Raw genomic sequence first — 17,748 nt, forward strand, 5'->3', positions numbered from 1 at the left:
TATATACTACTGTAATAATTTTAAACAGGCTAATTGTAAGCTTTTTAATGCTGATTGGACTAGGTTTTTTTTGGCTTTGCGTTTAGGTATATAGCTTTGCATGCAATGATTTAGCGCTGTATACCTAAGCACCTGGGTCCTCCCATTCATTGTTCTCCCCCTTTCATGGACATTGCTTACCTATTTGTTTAAATGATTTTTTAAGGCTAACTGTATCTGTTGTAGCTCTGTGTCATCAGGAATATAATACCAAATACCATGAATTCTTTCACCTTCTCCTGCTTCAAAGGATAATTGTTCAATATCAGCATTCATTTTTTTATATAGACTTTGTAGCTGAAGAAGGTCTTTAACAGAGAAGTTCATGCGTACATTATCACCTAATACATCAAGCATATCGCTTGCTTTTAAAAATGTAGATGGTGTTGAAGCTTTTTTCATAACAGCTTCAATGATTTGACGTTGACGAATTTGGCGACCAAAATCACCACGAGGGTCCTCATAGCGAATACGGGAAAAAATCAAAGCCTCATTGCCATCTAACGTAATTTCTCCCTTTGGATAATGATATTCGTTATAGGTTAAATCCATATCGTTATCAATCGTCACGCCACCAAGTGTATCAATAATTTGTAAAAAGCCCTCCATATTAATAAATACATAATAATCAATGGGTATATTTAAAAATTGCTCCACGGTATCCACAGCCATGGGAACACCGCCAAAAGCATAGGCATGATTAATTTTATCAACCGTATCATGACCAACAATCTCTGTGCGTGTATCGCGGGGAATACTTAGCATTTTCATCGTTTGTTTTTCAGGGTTCACCGTTACTACAATCATTGTGTCTGAACGACCACTGTCCTCTTTGCGTTCATCCACACCGAGCAGCAATACCGAAAACGGGTCTTTTTTAATCACTGTCTTTTCCTCTTGCTGTGCAGCATCCGTTGTTTGAAGAAGTGGTGTATTTATTTTATTCATCGTTTTTTGGATAGTAATGTAGGCACTACCTATTACGACCAAAAAAATAGTTAGTAAGCTAGCAATAATCCATAGCCATATTTTTTTCTTGCTCTTTTTTTCTTTCGAGCGTTTCATATTTTTTTCCATACATAAGTCCCTTTCTGCTTACAATTTTACCCCTCTTTTTGACGTATTACGTTGGAAAAAAGTTGACCTAGTCTACTTATATGCATAATAGACGAAAAAAAGACGTACACTAGTATTTGCTCAATTAACAGCAGACTATTCCCTTATTTGTAAATTACTTTCCTTTTTGAATTAATTGAAAATTCTCTATTATTCATATATACTATTTTATAGATACAACGTTTCTATATTAGAAACAAATAGCCCTAATTAGGAGGAATCATTGGATGTTTCAGCAACGAAGAGAGCAACTCGTTTCCCATATGAAGCAGCAGCATATAGATGTAGCGATACTTGTACCTGGAGCTAATATGTACTATTTTACAGGTTTACAGTTAAAGCAAAGTGAACGTTTAACATTCGCTGTGATCACTGCCAACAAGCAATTATATTTTTTAGTACCACAAGTAGAGGTCAATAAAGTAGATACAAGTAATGGCAGTACACTCTTCTATTATGCAGATGAAGAAGGCCCAGCACAAGCTATCGAGCAATTAAAGCTAGCGCTAGGTTCAATACAGACTATTGGCATCGAATATGACATTATGCGTGTAAAAGAACATAAAGCTATTGAAACACTGAGCGAGCAACCGACATGTGATATTAGTGAAGCGATTCGGCTGTTACGTATGATAAAAGATCACCATGAAGTCCAGTTAATGCGGCAGGCTGTTCAAATTGTAGAGGAAAGCCTTGAGGCAACATTACCAACCATTCAAGCGGGTGTTTCGGAAATGGATATAGCAGCACAATTGGAATATGAAATGCGCCGTCGTGGTTCAGAGGGAACACCCTTTGGCACAATTGTTGCCTCTGGCTATCGAGGTGCATTGCCGCATGGTCGAGCAAGCACAAAGAAAATTGAGAAGGGCGAATTAATCGTCTTAGATTTTGGCTCTATCTATCAAGGCTATGTAGCAGATATTACAAGAACAGTAGCTTTGGGGGATATTTCGCCTACATTAAAAAATATATACCAGCTTGTTAGGCAAGCCAATGAAGCAGCAATAACGGCGATAAAGCCGGGTATGACAGCCCATCAGATTGATACTATTGCTAGAGGTATTATTGATCATGCAGGCTATGGACAATATTTTACACATCGGCTTGGACATGGGATTGGCTTAAGCGCACATGAAGAGCCTTACTTAATGCAGCAGAATAAGCTTGTTCTAACAGCAGGGATGACATTTACGGTAGAGCCGGGTATTTATATAAAGGATATTGGTGGGGTTCGTATTGAGGATAATCTACTTGTCACAGAAAATGGCTATGAAAATTTAATGACCTATTCAAAAGAATTAATCATACTATAGGGCTGGTGATTGCAATGATGGATATAACAAGCATTCAAAAGGATATGCCACTGCTAGAGCATTACATCTATTTAAACACGGCTGCCGCTTCTGCTATGCCCCAGCCAGTAGTAGATGTCATGACTAGCTACTTGCAAAAACAGGCGAGTATTGGTCCCTACTTACCCTCCTTTCGTCAAGAAACCTATGAACAAGTAGAACGTATTCGAGAAAAGGCAGCTTTATTGATTGGTGCAAAAAAAGAGGAGATTGCCTTTGTGCCAAATGGCTCAATGGGCATTAATTATATAGCAGGTGGCTTACAATGGCAGCAGGGCGATGAGGTGATTGTGCTAGATACTGAAATGTTAAGTAATTATGTGCCATGGCTCGCCCTTGAGCGGCAAGGCGTTCAGTTAAAGGTTTTGCCAACCAATACCGAATATATGGTGGATTTACAAGAGCTTGAACAGCTAATAACACCGCGAACAAGATTGATTGCCTTTGCTCATATGTCGAATGCTGCTGGTGCACTACAGCCTGCACAAGAAATATGTCAGCTTGCACAAAAATATCATATCCAAACATTGATCAATGCCAATCAAACAGTTGGCTTAACACCGATTCATGTACAAGAGCTTGGCTGTGATTTTTTAGTTGCTTGTGGGCGTAAATGGTTGCGTGGGCCAGAAGGGTCAGGCATCTTATATGTGCGACAGGCGCTATTGTCAACCATTACTCCTATTATGATTGGCTGGGGCAGCACCACGTGGGATTACCAGCAGAATGACTATTCATTTTTGGCAACAGCAAAGCGCTTTGAGCCGGGCTGCCCTGTAATTCCAAGTATTTTAGGACTAGGAGCTGCGATTGATTATGCCAATCAGATTGGTATCGACCCTATTTATCAGCGTGTCCAGCAATTAACAAAGTATTTAATAAAGCAGCTTACAGCCATTCCAGGACTGGTCTTATATGGACCACAAAATATTGAGCATCGTTTATCAATTACACCATTTAATATTGAGGGTGTTTCTCCTGCTGAGCTCACGACTTATTTAGCAGCTCGTGGTGTGATCATTGAAGCAGGTACATTTATGGCAAATACGATAATGGAGCGCAATACTATTCAGCAAATGGCGCGTTTTTCACCCCATTATTTTAATACATGTGAAGAGATTGATAAAGCTGTATCCTATATTAAGGAATATATAAAAGGCGCGAGATAGCACGCGCCTTTTTTATTATTCATGATATAATTTAAAGCTATATTGATCAAAGTAGCGTTGAATATTCATAGCACCGTATTGCAGAACATTAATCATTTCAGGTAGCTTGTCCTCTGTTGGCTTACGATAAATAGGTCCTGCAATCGTTAACGAAGCAATTACTTCTTTTTTACTATTAAAGAGAGGGACGCCAAGCCCAAATACCGAATGGGCATACTCGCCTGTTGTAAAGCACCAGCCCTGCTGTTGAATCTTCTCTAAATCAGCCAGCATCGCAGCAGGGTCTGTAATTGTATCAGGCGTTAATTTTTTCATCCCGTGATCCATAATCTCCTGCTGCTTCTCCTCAGGAAGAAATGCCATAATCGTTTTACAGGATGCTCCTATGTATAATGGTGTACGTGTACCAATTGACACCGAAAATTTAATGGTTTGAGAGCTTTCTGCAATTTCTACCGTCACACCATCTGCACCATCCAGCCACGTTAAAAATACAGATTCCTTGACAGTGTCTGCTACATTTCTCATAATCGGCAGCACAAAATCAGAAAGGTTTAATTTATCTTTGACCATTTGCCCGTATTCTAAAAAGCGCAGCCCTAATTCATATTTTTTGGTTTCAGGATTTTGAATAAGAAAGCCATGTTGTTCGAATGTTGCCAAAATTCGATAAACAATAGAATGACTAATATTCATCTCTTTCGCTAATTCTCGTACACCCCACGTAGGATTTTCTTTATTAAAATATTTTAAAACCTCTAATGAGTTATCCAATGTTTTTAATGTCATATTCCACCTCACATGTTTCTATAATAGAACCACAATCTATTATAAAGTGAATCTGGACAATTTTCAATAAATTCAACTATTTTACAAATAAAAAAAGCCGTTCCATGTATGAAACGACTTTTATCGACTAGTTATTTTTTTGCTGTATGCCTTGCACTAATTTTTCTTGAATTTGTAAATACTGCGTAATTTCTTGCTCATCTAATACCTCGAAAAGCTGGACAAAAACCTCTTTTCCAATGGCTTGTGCTTTTGTCAGTGCCTCTTTGCCCTCAGTTGTTATTTGTAAGCGAATAGTACGGCGATCAGAAGGATCATACAATCGTTCTGCTAGTTCAAGCTTCACAAGCTTTTCTGCAATACTTGTCATTGCCCCTTTTGTATAGCCAAGCGTTTCCGCTAATTCGGCTTGCTTTTGCGGGCCCTTTATATGCAGCTCACCTAATACTAAAATGGGCGAAATCCCTAGTGGATAAGGGAATGCCTTTGTAAAACGTATAATATTTGCATTATTTACCTGCTCAATCATATGAATCAATTTAAAAATATTTGTTTGTTTCAAAAAAATCCTCCTTCAATACCAAGCCTTAATCGTTTGTTCTGTACTCTATTAAGCAAAAAAGTCCAATCGCTAGCGACGCTTGTACACCCAATAGACACCAAATCTTTGTAGTTAGCAATACCTCTTTACAGCTGTTATATTTTATGCCCTCTGCATACCTGCTCCAACAGCTTGTTTGGAGGCATAAGCGCTATTTACTAGTACATCTAGTTTACCGTATTTAGCTACAATTGTAGCAAGCATTTTTGGCAATTGCCCACGCACCATTAAATTCGCTATCATTGCTTCGCTGGCTTCTGTCTTGGCATTAACAATCGCCTGCCCTTATTATGCAACCACCAGTAATCACCACTACTCGATGTAGTCATTTGAAAGTAAAAAAGTTAACAAACGACAATTTTACCTAAGCATCTTTTTTATTTGACAAGAATATACTGTAGCAGCTAGCTAAAACACTTGCAAGAAAGGAGTTGTTGACGATGGGTGCGAAATGGATTAAGATTTCAATTGTTTATTTGATGCTTGTTTTTGCTTTTGGACTGTTTATGCATTATACGATTCAACTTCAATGGAAGGCAACACATGCGCATATTGGTGTGGTCGGTTGGCTTACTACTGGATTTATTGGGTTAATTTATTCGATTTATCGACAGGCTGCGGAAACAGGGCTCGCAAAGGCACAATTCTGGCTGTACAATATTGGCTTACCATTTTTACTGCTTGGCATGATGATGGTCTATTTAGATGTACCACGCTGGCTATTTGAGCTGTTTGTATCAGGTGGTGGTATCGCAGTAGCCCTCTCCGTGCTATTATTCTTTGTCAATATCTTTAAATATGTAAGATAAATATAAAAGCCCCACTTTCGCTCTAAAGTGGGGCTTTGCCTTATTGCAAGGAATTGGCTTGCATTTGATACATTTTTTTATAAATACCGCCAAGTGCTAGTAGCTCATCGTGTGTGCCATTTTCTACAATTTCGCCTCGATCAAGCACAAGGATGCGATCGGCATTTTTAATCGTAGAAAGTCGGTGCGCAATAATAAAGGTTGTGCGTCCTTTTTTCAGCACATCCATGGCATGCTGAATAATTTCCTCTGTTTCCGTATCGATATTTGATGTGGCTTCATCTAATATTAAAATTGCTGGATCAAAGGCAAGAGCCCGTGCAAAGGAAATAAGCTGGCGTTGCCCTGAGGATAAAGTGCTGCCCTTCTCAATCACTGGCTCATCATAGCCATTTGGCAGGCTTGCTAACACTTGCTCACCGCCAACAGCCTTTAAGGAAGCTTCTACCTTTTCTCGTGAGATGGCAGGATTGTTTAAGCTAACATTGGAGGCAATTGTTCCTGTAAATAAATAAGGGTCTTGCAGCACAATGCCCATATGCTCACGCATTGTTTGACGAGGCACAGCCGTAATATCAATGCCATCAATTGTAATCTTCCCTTTTGATGGGTCATAGAAGCGGAATAATAAATTCATAATGGAGCTTTTTCCAGAGCCTGTATGCCCAACTAAAGCAATTGTTTCTCCTTGGTGTGCTTCAAATGACAGGTTTTTTAATACATAGTCATTCCCCTTATAGGCAAAGGAAACATCGTTAAACACTACATTCCCTTGATAGCGCGGTAAGCTCTGTTCAGATACAGGCTCACCTTTTATATCCAACACTTCAAAAACACGTTTACCCGCGACAAGTGAGCGTTCAAGCTGTGAAAATTGATTGACAATATTCGTAATCGGGTTAAAGAGCTTTGTTAAATAATCAACAAAGGCATATAATGTCCCTGCTGAAATTACCTCAGTCACTGTCAATGACTGTGTGCCAAAATAGAAAATAAAAATGGTAAACATCATAAGCCTTAATGTATTCACAAGGTTAAAGGAAGTGGCTGAATCAAGCACTAATAGCTTACGCTCATAAGCATAGTGCTCATTATTCATAGCATCAAATTCCTTTGTCATTTGCTGCTCGCGGCGAAATGCCTGAATAATCGTCATCCCTTGAATGGATTCATTAATCATAGCATTAATATCAGCGATTTTTGTACGAATGACATCATTGTATTTGGAGGCAAATTTGCGATATAAAATCATCCATAAATAAACAACAGGTATCATTGTTAATGCAAGCATCGCCATTTTCCAGTTTAAAATAAAAAGTGCAATATACACACCAATAATAGAAATAAAGCTTGTAACAAAATTCGAAAGCACCTGCACATATAAATTACGCACAGCCTCCGTATCATTTGTTACACGTGCCACAATTTTCCCTGCTGGCAAGTTATCAAAATATTGGATTGGCAATGTTTGAATATGCTCAAACACATCCTTGCGTAGTTTTTGAATCACGCGGTTTGCACCTATTTGCAAATAAATATACATAAAATAGCGGAATATCGCAGTGGCAATAGCTAATAGTAAATAAACTAATAGCAACCATGTAATCGGCTTTATATCAATATGACCGATTGTCATATGATGATCAATAATATGTTTCGCAATAAAAGGCCCAACAAGCTCTGTAAAAACAGCGATTGTCAGGAAAATTAAGCCCCATACTATCGGCTTTTTAAAATACATCGCATAGCGTATTAAACGTTGACTCGTACTCATGAAGCACCTCCCTCTAGCTGCTGACGGTCAAATTGCTCTTTATACCATCCCTGTTGTGCAAGAAGCTCCTCATGTGTACCCTGCTCTACAATGTGTCCATTATCCAAAACAATAATTTGATCTGCATGCTGAATACCTGATAAACGATGCGTTGTAATAATGGTTGTTTTACCATGACGCTCTCGCTGAATATTTTCAATAATCTTTGCCTCTGTTTTTGCATCTACAGCAGATAATGAATCATCCAGCATTAAAATTTCAGGGTCTTTAATTAATGCACGCGCAATGGATACACGCTGTTTTTGACCACCTGAAAGTGATACACCCTTTTCACCAACCAGTGTTTCAAGCCCCATTGGTAAATTTTCCAAATCCTTTTCAAAATAGGCTGCACGAATCGCCTGCTGCAATTCAGCCTGAGTAGCATCCTCTTTCCCAAATAAAATATTTTCACGAATCGTACGCGAGAAAAGTATATGGTCTTGCGGCACATAGCCAATCCAATCCAGCACTTGCTCCTTCGTTTGGGTAGCAATATCGATGCCATCCATGAATAGCTGACCTTGACCAATTGGGTACTCTCGCAATAGTTGTCGCAGGAAGGTTGTTTTTCCTGCTCCTGTTTTACCAACAATGCCAAGTGTTTGCCCTTTTTTCAATGACAGCGAAATTTGCTGTAGGTTTTTAACCTGACTCATTGGATATTGGAATGTTAAATCCTCAAATCCAATCGCTTTAGGTGTCGCAATCATTTGTGGATTCGCAATATTTTGAACATCTGCTTGATAGTTCAATGTTTCCTGTACACGATCCAAGGAGGCATTCCCCTGTTGCATTACATTAATAAGCTCGCCAATTGCAAATATTGGCCAAACAGCTAACCCTAAATAAACATTAAATGTGACAAGCTGCCCAACCGTCATCGCCTCCGTCGCTACTAAATGAGCGCCATAGCCAAGTGCTACAACATAGCTAATTCCTGTACCTACTTTCGTAATGGGACCAAATAAGGCATTAATTTTAGCTGTATGCATATTTTTGGCATACACCTCTTCACTCATCTGTGCAAAGCTAGCCTCATCCTTTTTCTCCTGGACATAGGCACGCACAACACGAACACCTGCTATAGATTCAAGCACACTATCATTGAGCTCACCAAAGGCATCCTGTGCCTTCATATAGCGTTCATGTACGATTTTCCCTAAATATTGAATGAGAATAGCCATAATGGGCACAGGTAACATCGCAAAAAATGTAAGCTTCCATGAAATCATATAGCCCATCGCAAAAATAATACAGCCCATATAAATCGTTGAATCAATCAACGTCATAATACCGAAGCCAGCCGTTAAGGATACAGCGTTTAAATCGTTCGTTGCACGTGCCATTAAATCCCCTGTACGATTTTTCTCATAAAATGTTGGGGTCATACGTAAAAAATGCTGCATTAAATTTCGACGTAAAATTTTCTCAAGGTTAATTGCCCCTTCAAATAATCGAAATTGCCAGACAAAATTTAAAATATAGCCACCAATAATAATGCCAATAAAAATCAAGATATACTTCGTTAAAATAGCTGTTGTCATATCACCAGCCGTCAATATATCAATAATCGAGCCAAGCAAATATGGGGGAACAACCTCTAAGCCACTGGCAATAATCAGCAGAATAATCGCGATGGTATACTGCTTCCAATATTGTTTAAAAAACCAACCTAATTTACTTAAGACGTCAAACATAGATGATAACCTTCTTTCTTTCGTGCTGTTGTAGATATACTACCCACCTTCAAGCAATTCCTTTTTGAAAATCATTCGTTGTCCAATGTTTCTTCTCATCGACATACACTCCTTTATTTAGTATCACTACAACCTTTTTAACACACAAAAAGACACATACCCCCCAAAAGAGCATGTGTCTTTTATAAAAGGCAGGACAGCGCCCATACCTTTGCAATTGTATTAAATGAAAAATCAGGCATGGACAATGTATGAAATTTTGTTAGAGTATACCGCTGCTAAAATGAACATTGCCATGCCCTCCTTTCATTTTTTCGTTATAGTGTTCTTGAAGATTATCATACTATAGAAATATTTGTCAACCATCATTTTGCTATTTTAAGTAAATAATTAGCGCTTTAAAGCATGAAATCATTACTCTGTTACTTCAAAGGCTAAGCGAATCGCAGGCATTGCCGAGCCAGGGTGGTCCGTAGAATACGTTAATTGTGGAATTAACGTCATATCTGTATCCTTTTCCTGCTGCTTATAAATACCAGGGTATAAGTCGATTAAATGATAGCCAACATCACCTGTTGCAATAACATCAAACGTTAAGTCCCCTTGGCTATTAAATGCACATAAATAGCCTGTATAAGCATTATCGTATGTTAAATAATAGGCATTATCAAATTCTGTCCAGCCGCCCCCCTTAATCGTAATGGAGATTTTTGTGCCAACTGGACCTGATTTTGGCGTAAAATCAACAATGGATGGTAAAATACGCAAATAGGTTTGACCATAAACTTTACCATCTGTCACTAAATCTAATCGATGTGGAATACCACCTAAATCATCAGGTACATTAAAGTCATGCTGCAAGTGACCTTTATCATCCGTTTTTACTGTGTCGAGCACTAATGTTTCTTCTCCAAAGCCGTTTCCGCTAACACGGCTCCCCTTCATCGTATTCCAAACAAGCTCAATGTCCGTATCCTTTGGTAAGCCTGAAGCGGTTAATGTGACAGGCTCATCCACAATGCCTTCGTCCTTACTTAGCTCCACCTTGACACCTTCTGCTTGCTGAAGCTCTGGCATCTCAAGACCACCTGATGCTGCAACAGGCGCTTCTTCTACATGATTATCAATTGTTGAAGCAACACCCTCTGTTACTGTAAACATAAAGTCAGGGGCAGGCTTATCTGGATATGGCGATTGCAAATAGTTAATATATTGCATCCCTAAGTAACCTGTACGTAGACGAATTGCATGGTCACCAACAGCGCCAGCAGCACGAATTTTTGCCTCTGCTGTACCATTCGTTGAAATAGCTGTCACAAGCCCTGTATATTTATTGTCATACGTTAACTGCCAATTGCGCATATAGGTGCTCCAGCCAAGACCTTCCATTTTAATAGTAATTTCTGTACCAACAGGGCCTGAAGTAGGCTCCATCACAAAGGATGGATCAACGGTATAGCCAACTTGCCCAATCTTTTTACCATCCTGTTTAACCCATACTGTAAAATCTCCGCCAAAGCCTTCAGGTACATTGAACGTGCCTGACCATTTTCCCTCTGCATTTGCTGTGCCTTGCTGTAGCACAACTTCTTCCTCTGTGAATTTTGGCCCAATCACGGCATATAAATCTTCAATCACATATTCTCCGTTAACGGCATTCCATACGAGTTCGACTGGCTCATTCGCCTGTAAGTCCGTTACTTCAAATGCTACTTCATCTCGAACAAACCCGCGTGCTTTTGATAATGTAATATTGTTCAATAGCTTTTCTTCTGTTGCTTCCTGCTGTTCCGCATTGTTGCTAGCAGGTTTTTTATCTGTCGTTGCCTTATCCTCATCTGAGCAAGCCATTAACATGATGCTCATAAGAAACAATACAAGCATAAGCAGGGGCGTTTTACCAATATGCTTCATCTAAACCCCTCCTTTTATTCGACAACAACTAGTTTTGCTGTCATATCACCATGTCCTGTACCGCAAAATACACTACATGACATGTTATACTCACCAGCTTTTTCAGGCGTAAATTTTGTAGACCCATCCTTATCTAATTTAACATCTAAGCCATCTACAGAAACACCATGCACACCTTCTTCAGATTTTAACGAAAGCGTTACTTCCTCACCTGCTTTTACATAAAAAGTTTGCTCACCGTTTGGACCATGGAACTCAAAATTTTTCCCAATGATCTCTACGTTTTGGTTTGTTTCCACAGTAGCTAAATCTACTTCCTCTTCCTCTGTAGCTGGCTCCTCCTGTGGTGCTGCTGATACATCTTCAGACACAATCGTTAATAGCGACGGTGCAACATTAAATGGCTTAAATTCACCCTTCTGGTCTTTATACTCCGCTGTTACTGTGTAATTAATCGTACCTGTTGGTGTATCAGCTGTGACAGGATATGCGACTACCCAGAAGTTATCATCACCATGCTCACCGTATGTCATATCAAGTGTTTCACCTGTAGAAAGATGCACCTGTACCTTGGCATCCTTGACTTGTTCATTTGTGATGCCATCCACAACATTGTTACGGAAAATAATTTTATCTCCTGGTGAGAATCGACTCGCTAATACGCACCCACCTTGTTCGGATACAATATCTCCAGAAATGACAAGTGACCCTGTATCATTCTTTTCCGCTGTTTCTTTTTCCTTATCATCTCCGTTATTACTACAAGCAGCTAGCACTACAAGCAGCATCAACATAGATGCAAATACTATTAATGTTTTTTTCATAAACAAACACCCCCTACGTCATTTTGTGACACTATCATATAAGCATATATACCTACTATTATGTTGTAGAAAAAATTATTGAATGCGCTTACAAAAATGTATAGCAATATCAAAAAAATGCCTCTAAGATAGCCTCATCTTTATTGTAATCCTTCATAATTCTACTAATCAATAAAAATTGTTAAAAAATTTAGAAATTTCATTCTTTAGTCTGATATAGTATTCAATTAAATTATTTTCACTATAATTACGCTGTTATAGTGAATAAGTAATAGAGCAACAATATATTCATTCCTAACTTCCCATGATACAATCTTTATACCTGTTATGCTTTAAAGGAGCGATGAACATTTGAAATTATTTTTCACTGTTGGTCTTGGCGGATTTTTCGGCGCTATTTGCCGATATAGCCTTAGTCTTGCCATTCCAAATTTAGGCGGGTTTCCATTTGCAACACTTTGTATAAATTTACTAGGCTGTTTATGTCTAGCATGGCTTTTTACAGCATTTACAAAACGAACACCTATTGTCATAGGAATCGGCACAGGCTTTTTAGGGGCTTTTACAACGTTTTCAACATTTTCATTAGAAACGCTGTTACTGCTACAGCATCATGAGTGGCTACAAGCAATTCTATATATTACGAGCAGTGTTGTTGGTGGTCTAATTTGTGCATGGTTAGGCATGCACTTAGCAAGGAGGCTTACAGCATGATGCTTATTGGCCTTGGCGGATTTTTCGGCGCTATTACAAGATTTTATCTCGGCAAATACCTTGCACACCCATACCCTTGGGCAACTTTTTTCATTAATAGCACAGGGTCTTTTGCGCTTGGCTTGCTGTTTGCTCTCCAGCCTAGTGATATGATTTGGCAGTTGATTGGCATTGGCTTTTTAGGGGCATATACAACCTTTTCAACATTTAGCTTTGAATGCTTACAGTTGATGGAGCAAAAAAAGGAGAAGCAAGCTATGATGTATATTTGTACAACCGTTATCGTTGGTATCATTTGTGCCACACTTGGATTTCTAGTTGGATAAGAAGGAGGGGATATTTGAACAATGCCAACACCAGAGCAGCTACAAATACTCGAAGCAGAGATTACACACACATTATCTATATTAATTGATCTAGCATTCGACGAAAATTATTCAGAGATGCATCAGCATTTTGCCCCATTACTGGCAAAGATGCAGACAGCACAGCTCATTGATTACAAACTCGATGTACTAGTAGACCCTCAAGTATTCGCCACTGAAACACGTATACTGCTGTTAAGCTTAAGAGAGGCGAAAACAAGAACGCAAAAAAGGCACAAATTGCTGACACATCGTATCCTTTTAAAAATATGGCTACGGAAAAATGAACGTTATCTTCAAGAGGTTTTACCACAAATGTTTTAAGCGCCTTTTCATTTTTTAAAGGCGCTCTTGTAATTGTTGCAATATTCCCTTTATTTTTCCTGCGATGATTAAATCAAACTTAGTGGTATGCTGAGCAACGTCTAAATTAATATAGGCTGTTTTTCCTCTTGTCATCATTGGTAGCTGATTGACAGGATACACTTCAAGACTTGTGCCAATTACCAGTACAAGTTCAGCAGCTTTGATTGCCTCGATCGCTTGATGCCAGCTTGCTTGCGGTAAGCTTTCACCAAATAGCACAACATTTGGACGTAGCTGACCGCCACAATATGTACAGCCTGCCTTATTGCAAAACTGCTCGATTGAAGCGGCTTGCTGACAATGATGACAACGAATTGTGCGTATTGAGCCATGCAGCTCCTCCACTCGCTGACTGCCTGCTAATTGATGAAAACCATCTACATTTTGCGTAGCAATGAAGGAAATCATGCCTCTTTTTTCCCAATCTGCTAAAATATAATGCCCTTCATGTGGTATCGCCTTGGCTAAATTCTCAATACGCATTTTATAAAATTCATGAAATAATGAATAGTGCTCTGTCAATGCTTCTGTTGTCGCAACTGTGCGAGGATCAATATTGTTCCACCAGCCCGATGCAGAGCGAAAATCAGGAATACCGCTTTCCGTTGACATGCCAGCACCTGTTAAAATGACCGTATTTGTTGAAGCCTGCAACCATTCACATAATCGTTCGATTGCCATTGTCATTCCTCCATTTCATCATAACTATTTCGACAAGAAAGTTTGTTTTCCTGTCAATTTATTTAGATTGCTTTATAGGAAATGTAAACCTCCATTGACGATTGACAGCTATCATTCGAATCAAGACAATCAACACAACAATAATGGATAATTCAAGCGGACTACTCCACCCTGCCCAAATACAAAAAGCACATAAAAAGGTCAGCACTGCATGGATTTCCTCCCTTAATGCAAGTGGTGTACGACCCGCTAATAAATCACGAATCATCCCACCACCAACTCCTGTAAACATAGAGGCAATTATAATAATGCCTAGGTCATGATTCAAGCTTTTTGCTAGCAAGCCTCCTTGTATAGCAAATGAAGCAAGACCAATCGAATCAAAAAAATAGCCCCAGCGATTCCAGTGATGTATCCAATTTCGTCTTATCAATAAAAGAATAGTTAGTGTTATTAATACAACTAATAAAGATTGACGCTCCCATATAGCTGAAATCGGTATGTCAAGTACAACATTACGAATAATAGACCCACCATAGGATGTTGTAAGACCAAGCACAAATAGCCCAATAAAAGAATAGTTAGCCTGCAATGCAACAAATGCTCCACTAATTGCGTACGCAATAATCCCAATACTATGTAATACAGTCCACGTCATCTCATTCACCTCCTTTTTATAGCCACAGCAAAAAGCCCACCATAAAATAGTTGCGCATTTTTTACGCAAGCTATTTTATGGTGGGCTAATACATAAGCAATTGTCCCTACTTATTTATCCATCTCACCATTGATTCATTGAAAATTTCATTGAAGTTAAGCAATCCGAATATTACCTAACGACCATAAAATTCCTAGTCAAATTGTAATTGATTTTGTTTTTAAACTCAATATAAATTTTATTATAGCGTTTCATAAATAACCTGTCCCATTTGAGTGATATCATAATCGCCCAATGCAGCCACCTCTGCTTGGAAATCTGCTGCTGTTAAAATTTCCTTGATCATGCGAATCAATAATTCATTTTCAGCCGTTTTAAAAAGCACAATATCATAGCGCTCCTGGATAATAGGAATAAAATCAACATTCATTAGCTTGGCTATTTTTTCAATGCCTATGCCAATATCCGCATGACCATTTGCTACAGTAGAGGCTACATCTATATGGCTCATGCCTTCATTGTCATAGCCTTTAATGGTCGATGGTGCTATCTGCTGGATGCGCAGTTGTTCGTCTAATAATGTCCGTGTACCTGAGCCTTTTTCACGATTTATTAGCCGAAATGACTTCGTTTTAAAATCTTCAAAGGAATGGATATGCAATGGGTTGCCTTTTTGCACATAAAAACCTGCTTTACGTGTGATCACATTTATCACGATAAAGGCATGGCTAACAAAAATTTTTTTTAGATAAGGTATATTGTAATCATTTGAGTCACCATCATACATATGTAAGCTCGCAATATCACAGTCACCATTGTACATCGCCATCACACCATTTAAGCTACCTTCATGTGAACGCAGCACCTTCATCGATTGCCGCTTTTCAATATATTTGGCTAATAAATCTAACACGAAGTCCTGTCCACTAATAATAATTTTTTGCTTATTTTGAGAAGGGCTGGCTACTGCTGGCGGTGTAGTGCCTGTTTTGCGCTTTTGGATATAGCTTTGCAAATCTGCACGATCTACTCGCATTTGGCGACCAACACGAAAAACAGGCAAATCCCCCTTTTTCACCAAATCATAAATCGTTAATTTTGACACCTTTAATAATTGTGCAACCTCTTCAATTGTATAGGATTGTTCTTGTGTCATTCAAAAATTCTCCTTCTATAGACTTCTACTATCTATCGTAACGTATTTATCATGCTATGAACATCTGGAAATTTTATATTTCATTTTTATTTATAACTGATTATAATTAGTTATGTCTTGTTATAGCGAGTTATAAAAGGAGCTTTATTGACATGAAAAATTTTTATCATTTCTTTACAACATTATTACTGCTTACGTGTATTGTAGCCGGTTGTAGTCATCAAGAGCAAGATACGCAAGCAGAGAACTCTATTGAATTAACAGTTTCTGCAGCCGCTAGCTTACAGGATGCTTTAGAAGAGCTACAAACAACATATGAAAAAGAGCATAATGCCATTAAAATTCTCTATAATTTTGGCGGTTCAGGTGCATTGCAGCAGCAGATTTTACAGGGAGCTCCTGCTGATTTATTTTTTTCAGCAGCAGAGGATAAATTTGATGCACTTGTCGACAAGGACATAGCTGCTGGTACAGACCTTTTAGCAAATGAACTAGTTTTAGTTGTTCCCAAAAATAGCGACAAGCAAATTCAGTCGTTTGACGATATAACAAAGGCAGGTAAAATTGCACTCGGCACACCTGAAACCGTTCCTGCCGGGCAATATGGGATGGAAACATTAAAAAATATGAACCTTTGGGAAGAAGTGGAGCCTAAAGTTGTTTATACAAAGGATGTACGCCAAGTGCTAACGTACACAGAAACAGAAAATGTGGATGCTGGCATTGTGTACAAAACAGATGCCCTTGTATCTGATAAAGTAGAAATTGTAGCAACTGCCAGTGCTACGATGCATACACCGATTGTTTATCCTGTAGGGATTATCAAGGGGAGCCCACATGCACAGCAGGCGGAGGAATTTTATCAATTTTTACAAAGTAACGAAGCGATGGCTGTCTTTCAAAAGTATGGCTTTAAAGGAGCGTCTGAATAAATGCAGACTGATTTCTGGGCTCCCGTGAAGCTATCGATTGAGATTGCCTTTGTCGCAGGTATGATTGCGATCATCGCAGGGATTTTGCTTGGCAAATGGATGGCTACTCGCCATTTTAAAGGAAGGCTACTACTTGAAACGATATTGCTACTGCCATTAGTATTGCCCCCTACAGTTGTAGGCTTTTTGCTGATTATGATATTTGGCAAAAATAGTATCTTCGGTCATCTGATTATCTGGCTTTTTCAGCAGCCTGTGATGTTTACATGGTGGGCTGCTGTTATTGCCTCCACCATTGTCGCCTTTCCATTAATGTATCAATCGGCTAAAACCGGCTTTGCCTCTGTCGATCAAGATATTGAAAATGCAGCACGTATAGATGGTGCTAATGAATGGCAGGTTTTTCTCTATATATCCGTGCCGCTTGCATTGAAGGCACTTATTTCAGGAGGCATCTTAAGCTTTACACGAGCTTTAGGCGAGTTTGGAGCAACATTAATGTTTGCTGGCAATATTCCCGGCAAAACACAAACAACGCCCCTTGCGATTTATATGGCGATTGATGCAGGCAATATGTCGCTTGCTTGGGCGTGGGTGCTATGCATGATCGGTATTTCATTTTTAATGCTCCTTAGCATTCATCTTCTAAAAATTTAAAAAGGTAGTTGGCATGTGGGCAGCCAGCTACCTTTTCTCTGCTCCGCGAGTATTGACGCCAAATTCGCGGGTATTCTCTTCATCTTATTA

Annotated in this window: 19 protein-coding genes; 8 read left to right on the plus strand and 11 right to left on the minus strand. The window is 38.9% G+C overall.

The features are described 5' to 3' along the window. Positions 1-180: 180 nt before the first annotated feature. Positions 181-1,116, minus strand: coding sequence for an LCP family glycopolymer transferase (locus MHB42_RS10745; protein WP_340806080.1), 936 nt, complete (start codon positions 1,114-1,116; stop codon positions 181-183). A 266-nt stretch (positions 1,117-1,382) separates the two neighbouring features. On the opposite strand from MHB42_RS10745, the gene MHB42_RS10750 reads away from it, so the two are divergent. Both MHB42_RS10750 and MHB42_RS10755 read left to right on the plus strand, forming a co-directional pair. After that, positions 1,383-2,471 (plus strand): M24 family metallopeptidase, encoded by a 1,089-nt coding sequence (locus MHB42_RS10750; RefSeq protein ID WP_340806081.1) that lies wholly within the window; start codon positions 1,383-1,385, stop codon positions 2,469-2,471. A 14-nt stretch (positions 2,472-2,485) separates the two neighbouring features. Continuing rightward, complete coding sequence (locus tag MHB42_RS10755; RefSeq protein ID WP_340806082.1) at positions 2,486-3,679, plus strand: aminotransferase class V-fold PLP-dependent enzyme; 1,194 nt, start codon at positions 2,486-2,488, stop codon at positions 3,677-3,679. Positions 3,680-3,694: 15 nt separating this feature from the next. Here MHB42_RS10755 and MHB42_RS10760 read toward each other — a convergent pair whose 3' ends face one another. The 3 genes from MHB42_RS10760 to MHB42_RS10770 all read right to left on the minus strand — a co-directional run bounded on the left by MHB42_RS10760 (position 3,695) and on the right by MHB42_RS10770 (position 5,312). Next, on the minus strand, positions 3,695-4,468 hold the full coding sequence (locus tag MHB42_RS10760; protein ID WP_340806083.1) for an IclR family transcriptional regulator: 774 nt from the start codon (positions 4,466-4,468) through the stop codon (positions 3,695-3,697). 127 nt (positions 4,469-4,595) lie between these two features. Beyond that, on the minus strand, positions 4,596-5,030 hold the full coding sequence (locus MHB42_RS10765) for a MarR family winged helix-turn-helix transcriptional regulator (protein ID WP_340806084.1): 435 nt from the start codon (positions 5,028-5,030) through the stop codon (positions 4,596-4,598). 141 nt (positions 5,031-5,171) lie between these two features. Continuing rightward, positions 5,172-5,312 carry a hypothetical protein gene (locus MHB42_RS10770; RefSeq protein WP_340806085.1) on the minus strand — a complete coding sequence of 47 codons (141 nt, stop codon included), beginning with the start codon at positions 5,310-5,312 and terminating at the stop codon, positions 5,172-5,174. Between the two features lie 197 nt (positions 5,313-5,509). Between MHB42_RS10770 and MHB42_RS10775 the strand changes: the two genes are divergently transcribed. Then, entirely contained in the window at positions 5,510-5,878 is a 369-nt protein-coding gene (locus tag MHB42_RS10775) for a hypothetical protein (protein WP_340806087.1), read from the plus strand. Between the two features lie 40 nt (positions 5,879-5,918). On the opposite strand, the gene MHB42_RS10780 is transcribed toward MHB42_RS10775, so the two are convergent. From MHB42_RS10780 to MHB42_RS10795, 4 genes are all read right to left on the minus strand, one after another. After that, positions 5,919-7,652: an ABC transporter ATP-binding protein gene (locus MHB42_RS10780; RefSeq protein ID WP_340806088.1), complete on the minus strand. Its 1,734-nt coding sequence runs from the start codon at positions 7,650-7,652 to the stop codon at positions 5,919-5,921. Beyond that, a complete protein-coding gene (locus MHB42_RS10785; protein WP_340806090.1) occupies positions 7,649-9,391 on the minus strand; it encodes an ABC transporter ATP-binding protein in 1,743 nt (580 codons plus the stop codon). Before MHB42_RS10785 ends, MHB42_RS10780 begins: the two co-directional genes overlap by 4 nt. Positions 9,392-9,805: 414 nt before the next feature. Then, a complete protein-coding gene (locus MHB42_RS10790; RefSeq protein WP_340806091.1) occupies positions 9,806-11,305 on the minus strand; it encodes a hypothetical protein in 1,500 nt (499 codons plus the stop codon). A gap of 14 nt (positions 11,306-11,319) precedes the next feature. Then, complete coding sequence (locus MHB42_RS10795) at positions 11,320-12,129, minus strand: hypothetical protein (RefSeq protein ID WP_340806092.1); 810 nt, start codon at positions 12,127-12,129, stop codon at positions 11,320-11,322. 351 nt (positions 12,130-12,480) lie between these two features. Here MHB42_RS10795 and crcB (MHB42_RS10800) point away from each other — a divergent pair, with 351 nt between their 5' ends. The 3 genes from crcB (MHB42_RS10800) to MHB42_RS10810 are packed head-to-tail and all read left to right on the plus strand — an operon-like array spanning position 12,481 to position 13,532. Beyond that, positions 12,481-12,843 (plus strand): fluoride efflux transporter CrcB, encoded by a 363-nt coding sequence (gene crcB / locus MHB42_RS10800; RefSeq protein ID WP_340806093.1) that lies wholly within the window; start codon positions 12,481-12,483, stop codon positions 12,841-12,843. Further along, on the plus strand, positions 12,840-13,169 hold the full coding sequence (crcB, locus tag MHB42_RS10805; protein WP_340806094.1) for a fluoride efflux transporter CrcB: 330 nt from the start codon (positions 12,840-12,842) through the stop codon (positions 13,167-13,169). The genes crcB (MHB42_RS10800) and crcB (MHB42_RS10805) overlap by 4 nt, the downstream gene beginning before the upstream one ends. A 21-nt stretch (positions 13,170-13,190) precedes the next feature. Then, on the plus strand, positions 13,191-13,532 hold the full coding sequence (locus MHB42_RS10810) for a hypothetical protein (protein WP_340806095.1): 342 nt from the start codon (positions 13,191-13,193) through the stop codon (positions 13,530-13,532). A gap of 15 nt (positions 13,533-13,547) precedes the next feature. Here the strand turns inward: MHB42_RS10810 and MHB42_RS10815 are convergent, their stop codons facing one another. The 3 genes from MHB42_RS10815 to MHB42_RS10825 all read right to left on the minus strand — a co-directional run bounded on the left by MHB42_RS10815 (position 13,548) and on the right by MHB42_RS10825 (position 16,069). Further along, on the minus strand, positions 13,548-14,255 hold the full coding sequence (locus MHB42_RS10815) for an SIR2 family NAD-dependent protein deacylase (RefSeq protein WP_340806096.1): 708 nt from the start codon (positions 14,253-14,255) through the stop codon (positions 13,548-13,550). A gap of 58 nt (positions 14,256-14,313) precedes the next feature. After that, complete coding sequence (locus tag MHB42_RS10820) at positions 14,314-14,913, minus strand: trimeric intracellular cation channel family protein (protein ID WP_340806097.1); 600 nt, start codon at positions 14,911-14,913, stop codon at positions 14,314-14,316. A 241-nt stretch (positions 14,914-15,154) separates the two neighbouring features. Further along, positions 15,155-16,069: a helix-turn-helix transcriptional regulator gene (locus MHB42_RS10825; protein ID WP_340806099.1), complete on the minus strand. Its 915-nt coding sequence runs from the start codon at positions 16,067-16,069 to the stop codon at positions 15,155-15,157. 152 nt (positions 16,070-16,221) lie between these two features. Here MHB42_RS10825 and modA point away from each other — a divergent pair, with 152 nt between their 5' ends. Together modA and modB are read left to right on the plus strand one after the other, a co-directional pair. Next, positions 16,222-17,001, plus strand: coding sequence for a molybdate ABC transporter substrate-binding protein (modA, locus tag MHB42_RS10830; RefSeq protein WP_340806100.1), 780 nt, complete (start codon positions 16,222-16,224; stop codon positions 16,999-17,001). Then, the gene (gene modB, locus MHB42_RS10835; RefSeq protein WP_340806101.1) at positions 17,002-17,658 is read left to right on the plus strand and encodes a molybdate ABC transporter permease subunit; all 657 of its coding nucleotides are present in this window, start codon (positions 17,002-17,004) and stop codon (positions 17,656-17,658) included. Positions 17,659-17,748: the final 90 nt, after the last annotated feature.

Origin of the sequence: Lysinibacillus sp. FSL K6-0232, from assembly GCF_038008325.1 — a bacterium.
In the GTDB taxonomy this organism is placed as follows: Bacteria; Bacillota; Bacilli; order Bacillales_A; family Planococcaceae; genus Lysinibacillus.

Coding starts and splice junctions, on each gene's coding strand:
- MHB42_RS10790 (WP_340806091.1), bottom strand. CDS start 11,305: ATGAAGCATATTGGTAAAACGCCCCTGCTTATGCTTGTATTGTTTCTT.
- MHB42_RS10820 (WP_340806097.1), bottom strand. CDS start 14,913: ATGACGTGGACTGTATTACATAGTATTGGGATTATTGCGTACGCAATT.
- MHB42_RS10750 (WP_340806081.1), top strand. CDS start 1,383: ATGTTTCAGCAACGAAGAGAGCAACTCGTTTCCCATATGAAGCAGCAG.
- MHB42_RS10795 (WP_340806092.1), bottom strand. CDS start 12,129: ATGAAAAAAACATTAATAGTATTTGCATCTATGTTGATGCTGCTTGTA.
- MHB42_RS10775 (WP_340806087.1), top strand. CDS start 5,510: ATGGGTGCGAAATGGATTAAGATTTCAATTGTTTATTTGATGCTTGTT.
- MHB42_RS10770 (WP_340806085.1), bottom strand. CDS start 5,312: ATGATAGCGAATTTAATGGTGCGTGGGCAATTGCCAAAAATGCTTGCT.
- modA (WP_340806100.1), top strand. CDS start 16,222: ATGAAAAATTTTTATCATTTCTTTACAACATTATTACTGCTTACGTGT.
- MHB42_RS10825 (WP_340806099.1), bottom strand. CDS start 16,069: ATGACACAAGAACAATCCTATACAATTGAAGAGGTTGCACAATTATTA.
- MHB42_RS10745 (WP_340806080.1), bottom strand. CDS start 1,116: ATGGAAAAAAATATGAAACGCTCGAAAGAAAAAAAGAGCAAGAAAAAA.
- MHB42_RS10810 (WP_340806095.1), top strand. CDS start 13,191: ATGCCAACACCAGAGCAGCTACAAATACTCGAAGCAGAGATTACACAC.
- MHB42_RS10785 (WP_340806090.1), bottom strand. CDS start 9,391: ATGTTTGACGTCTTAAGTAAATTAGGTTGGTTTTTTAAACAATATTGG.
- MHB42_RS10755 (WP_340806082.1), top strand. CDS start 2,486: ATGATGGATATAACAAGCATTCAAAAGGATATGCCACTGCTAGAGCAT.
- MHB42_RS10780 (WP_340806088.1), bottom strand. CDS start 7,652: ATGAGTACGAGTCAACGTTTAATACGCTATGCGATGTATTTTAAAAAG.
- modB (WP_340806101.1), top strand. CDS start 17,002: ATGCAGACTGATTTCTGGGCTCCCGTGAAGCTATCGATTGAGATTGCC.
- crcB (WP_340806094.1), top strand. CDS start 12,840: ATGATGCTTATTGGCCTTGGCGGATTTTTCGGCGCTATTACAAGATTT.
- MHB42_RS10760 (WP_340806083.1), bottom strand. CDS start 4,468: ATGACATTAAAAACATTGGATAACTCATTAGAGGTTTTAAAATATTTT.
- MHB42_RS10815 (WP_340806096.1), bottom strand. CDS start 14,255: ATGGCAATCGAACGATTATGTGAATGGTTGCAGGCTTCAACAAATACG.